The organism is Ornithinimicrobium sp., from assembly GCF_030537745.1.
GTDB lineage: Bacteria > Actinomycetota > Actinomycetes > Actinomycetales > Dermatophilaceae > Ornithinicoccus.
On the sequence record NZ_JAUNVI010000112.1, the window covers coordinates 1 to 4479 of the forward strand.

The 4479-nt window shown below is 67.9% G+C and carries 4 protein-coding genes and 1 pseudogene; 3 read left to right on the forward strand and 2 right to left on the reverse strand.

The genetic code is table 11. The annotated features are described in order from the left end of the window. The 3 genes from Q4P07_RS14050 to Q4P07_RS14060 form a co-directional block, all read left to right on the forward strand. Nucleotides 1-438 (forward strand): hypothetical protein (locus tag Q4P07_RS14050; protein ID WP_303375541.1); only part of this gene is annotated, 438 nt, incomplete at its 5' end. Nucleotides 439-792: 354 nt separating this feature from the next. Next, the gene (locus tag Q4P07_RS14055; protein WP_303375542.1) at nt 793-2478 is read left to right on the forward strand and encodes a ribonuclease J; all 1686 of its coding nucleotides are present in this window, start codon (nt 793-795) and stop codon (nt 2476-2478) included. Between the two features lie 107 nt (nt 2479-2585). Further along, nucleotides 2586-2768: a hypothetical protein gene (locus Q4P07_RS14060; RefSeq protein ID WP_303375543.1), complete on the forward strand. Its 183-nt coding sequence runs from the start codon at nt 2586-2588 to the stop codon at nt 2766-2768. Between the two features lie 245 nt (nt 2769-3013). Here Q4P07_RS14060 and Q4P07_RS14065 read toward each other — a convergent pair whose 3' ends face one another. Together Q4P07_RS14065 and Q4P07_RS14070 are read right to left on the reverse strand one after the other, a co-directional pair. Continuing rightward, nucleotides 3014-3604, reverse strand: a complete 591-nt coding sequence (locus Q4P07_RS14065) for a hypothetical protein (protein WP_303375544.1) — start codon at nt 3602-3604, stop codon at nt 3014-3016. A 49-nt stretch (nt 3605-3653) separates the two neighbouring features. After that, a pseudogene (locus Q4P07_RS14070) lies at nt 3654-4479 on the reverse strand (ISL3 family transposase); the annotation flags it as partial.

Genomic DNA, 4479 nt, shown 5'->3' on the forward strand with positions numbered 1-4479 from the left:
CACGATCTGCGCGACACGCTGTGTGACGGCGTCGTGCTGGGAGACCCGAGGTCGGCGAGCGACTACCTCTTGGTGACCAGTGTTGAGGACGGCTACCCCCGGACGTGGCGGTATGACGTTGGCGGCGGGCGCGTCGAGGTGGCCGTCGACGCCTCGTTGGACCTGCTCCCGGACGCGGAGGTGAAGACAAGCTGGGCGACCGCGCTGGCACAGGAGCTCCAGGCCCTAGACGAATCGACCGTGGCCGTGGCGGCTGTCCGGGGGACAGGGGATGCCGCAGCCCTGCGCATTCGCGAGCGTCAGGTGGAGGCCGCGGCTGCTCGGCTGACGGCGCAGGGAACGGTCGTGCGGGGGCGCCAAGGCGACGGCTTCGACCTCGCGGTCGAGAGCGGGCCCCACGTCGAGTTCGTCACGGTGGCCCCTGTTGTCGCGGACTGACGCAAGCACCCTGCCCCAGATCGACGGAGAGGAACTCGACGAGGAGGATGGGTGCCCCGGTCCCGCAGACCGAGCTACTCAGCGCTCGTCGGGACCCGTTAACCCCGAAGACGCACGATGTGAACGTCAGTTGCTGCGCCCTCGAAGGTGACCGTGACATCGCCGACACCACCTAGTCAGAATGACGCTAAGTTGCGTCGTCGCTCCTGAGCAAGCTGACATGAGGTGTTACCAGTAATTAGGGCAACTGGTAGTCCGATCCCTAGGCGCCACCGCAACCGTTGTCTATCCGCCCACGACGCACCGCATACCGTAGACCGTAAGAGTCCGCACGTCCCCGACCAGAGGAGTCCCATGAGCCATCCGCATCCCGAACTGAAGCCACCGCCGTCCCTGCCGCGCAACGGCCTGCGGGTGGTGGCGCTCGGCGGCCTGGGGGAGGTGGGCCGCAACATGGCCGTGCTCGAGCACCGCGGCAAGCTCTTGATCATCGACTGCGGGGTGCTCTTCCCCGAGGAGAACCAGCCCGGCGTCGACGTCATTCTGCCGGATTTCTCCTTCCTCCGGGGCCGGCTGCAGGACGTGGTGGGCGTCGTCCTCACCCACGGGCACGAGGACCACATCGGTGCGGTGCCTTACCTGCTCAAGGAGCGCGGCGACATCCCCGTCATCGGCTCCCGGCTCACCCTGGCGTTTCTTTCGGCCAAACTCAAAGAACACCGGATCAAGCCCAGGACCACGCAGGTCGCTGAGGGTGACCGGCTGACGCTCGGGCCCTTCGACTGCGAGTTTGTCGCGGTCAACCACTCCATCCCCGACGGCCTGGCCGTGTTCGTGCGCACGTCGGCCGGCACGGTGCTGCATACCGGTGACTTCAAGATGGACCAGTTCCCCCTCGATGACCGGATCACCGACCTGCGGGCCTTCGCCCGGCTCGGCGAGGAGGGCGTGGACCTCTTCATGGTCGACTCGACCAACGCCGAGGTGCCCGGCTTCATCATGGCGGAGAAGGACCTGGCGCCGGCGATCGACACCGTCTTCCGGACCGCGCCGGGGCGGATAGTCGTCTCCAGCTTCGCCAGCCACATACACCGCATTCAGCAGGTCCTGGACGCCACCGCCGCGCACAAGCGCAAGGCGGCCTTCGTCGGCCGCTCGATGGTGCGCAACATGAAGATCGCCCAGGACCTGGGATATCTAAAGGTGCCGCGCGGGCTCATCGTGGACCCCAAGGCGCTGGATGACCTCCCGCCTGAGAAGGTGACGCTGATTTGCACCGGCTCCCAGGGTGAGCCAATGGCGGCGCTGTCGAGGATGGCCAACCGCGACCACCAGATCCACATCGGCGAGGGCGACACCGTGCTGCTGGCCAGCTCGCTCATCCCTGGCAACGAGAATGCGGTCTCCCGGATCATCAACGGGCTGACCCGCTGGGGTGCCAAGGTTGTCCACCAGGGCAACGCCAAGGTGCACGTCTCCGGTCACGCCAGCGCCGGCGAGCTCGTCTACTGCTACAACATCATCCAGCCGCGCAACGTGATGCCGGTGCACGGCGAGTGGCGGCACCTGCGCGCCAACGCCGACCTGGCGATCTCCACCGGCATCGATCCCGACCGGGTCATCGTCGTCGACGACGGCATGGTCGTCGACCTCATCGACGGGCGGGTCGCGGTCACCGGCAAGGTTCGCGCGGGCTACGTCTATGTCTCGGCGGGCAGCGTCGGCGACGTCACCGAGGACGAGCTGCGCGACCGGCTCACGCTGAGCCAGCAGGGCACGGTCACCGTCGTGGCACTCGTCGACGCGGACACCGGTCGGCTGGCCGAGCCGCCGGACTTCCTGGCCCGGGGGCTGGGCACCGACGAGAAGATGTTTGCGGCGTCCGTCCCCGCAATCGAGGCCGCCCTCGCTGAGGCGGCGTCGCAGGGCATCGGCGACTCCCAGGAGCTCGAGAAGCGCATCGCCAGGGCCGTGTCCCAGTGGGCCTTCCGCAAGCACCGGCGCAACCCGCTGGTGGTCCCGGTGGTCATCGAGGCGTGAGTTGGGCCGTCCACCCCGGCGGAGGAGACCGGCCCTGACTGTGCTTTAGCGGGTCAGGGCCGGTCTTGGACCGGGATCTGGGTGAGCACTTTGATACTTTCCGACGGTTGGCAGACGCGCCTGCGGGTGCCCGGGAAGGGCGGATGGAGCAGGTGGAGTCGGAGGAGCGGGTCCGGTTGGCCCGGGAACTGCACGACAGGTTGGCCCCCGTCTCTGCCATCGCCGTCCACGGCCAGGGCGCGCCCTCGCTGCGACCAGCCCGTCGTCGCCGCACCAAGCGCTGGAGGTGATCGAGGTGGAGGCATCTCGCATCGCACGATGTCCGACCTGCGGGCGGATCGTCCGCGCGCTGCGCAACTAGGCAGCTGTGGGCTACCCCACAGCCCAGTGTTGCCGACCAGCGGCTGTCCGGGGCGGCGACCAGTCGCCGATGGTAGCTACTTGTCACCCGCGGATGCGCCCTCTCGCACCTCTCGGGCCGCAGCGTCGGTGGATTCCCTCCGTGTGGCACGTTTCGCCGCGATCAGCGAGGTCGTCACGGTAAGGGCCAGGATGGCGATGATGACGGCCAACGAGGCCAGGGTCGGGATTTCCGGAACTGCCGTCCACTGCAGGTGTGCCCAGTGCAGTGCAAGTTGATGCCGATGAAGGCGAGGATCGCGGCCAGGCCGTAACTGAGGTGCACCAGTTTGGCCAGTGCCCCCTGGAGGACGAAGTACAGGGCGCGAAGCCCGAGCAGCGCGTAGGCGTTCGTGGCGAAGACGAGGTAGGGGTCGCCGGTGATGCCGTAGACCGCCGGCACCGAGTCGATGGCGAAGATGACGTCGGTGGCAAACACGGCGATGACGACCAGGGCGAACGGCGTCAGCGCGCGTTTGGTCGCGGTGCCGACCTGCACCCGGGTGATGAGTTTGGAGCCCTCGTAGGTATCGGTGACCGGCATCAGCCGACGAACAAGCCGCACGATGCGCATGTCGGCCGCGGCGATCTCGTGGTGGCGCTGCTTCATCGCGTCGCGTAACAACTTGGCGCCAGTCGCCACCAGCACCAGGCCGAAGAGGAGGAACACCCAGTCGAACGCAGAGAGTGCCGCGGCGCCCAAGGCGATGAAGACGCCGCGCAGCACGAGGGCACCGATGGTCCCGTAAAGCGGCTCTTCGTCTTTGAGGGTGGGGTCATAGGTTCAGCCCTCCGCCGATGAGGAGCATCCGGAGGCGGTAGTTCTCGAAGTTTGTGAGTCCTCGGGCGATGCGGCGGTGGAGCACAGATGAGGCCGTTGATCGCCTCGGTGCCGCCGTTGGTGGCGCCGGTGTGGAAGTAGGCCAGGAACGCCTCCTTCCACTTGCGCAGGGTCCGGCCCAGGCGGGCGATCTGAAGGGAGTCGGGCAGGAGGGGAAGGAGTCGACGATGCGCTCGGCGATCTTGCGGCCCTCGGTCTTGTCGGCCTGCTTGTAGGCCGCGCGCAGCTGCTGTGCGCACTGCCAGGTCAGGTCGACCGCCTCGTGCTCCTCGCGCGCGGCGAACGCCCGCTCGATCCGGGCCCGCTGCTTGTCGGTGAGGTTCTCCTGCCCGGCCCGCAGGATGTTCTGTATCCCGTACAGGGGGTCGCCCAAGCGGGCGCGGTGCCCGGTGGTGTCCTGCTGCACCCGCCGGCGGACCTCATCGACGCACTTGGTCCCCAGGGCCACGACGTGGAAGGCGTCCAGGACTGCGGTGGCATCGGCGAGCTCCTCATCGATCGCGGTCTTGTACCCCTGGAACGGGTCGAGGGTGGCCACGTCCACTCCGGCGGTGAACTCTTCGCCGCGCTGGGTGAGCCAGTCGGCGTAGGCGGCCTTGGTGCGGCCCTGGACCAGGTCGAGCAGACGTGCTCTGACCTGCCCGTTCTCATCGACGGTGAGGTCGACCATGCCGGCGAAGCGGGACTCATCGGCGGCCGCGGCTGTGAGTATCGGCTTGATCGCGGACCACACGGTGCGCCACCGCACGCCCAGCTGGCGG

Bases quoted from the DNA above. Each gene is read 5' to 3' on its own strand.
- Q4P07_RS14055 (WP_303375542.1), top strand. From the start codon at position 793: ATGAGCCATCCGCATCCCGAACTGAAGCCACCGCCGTCCCTGCCGCGC.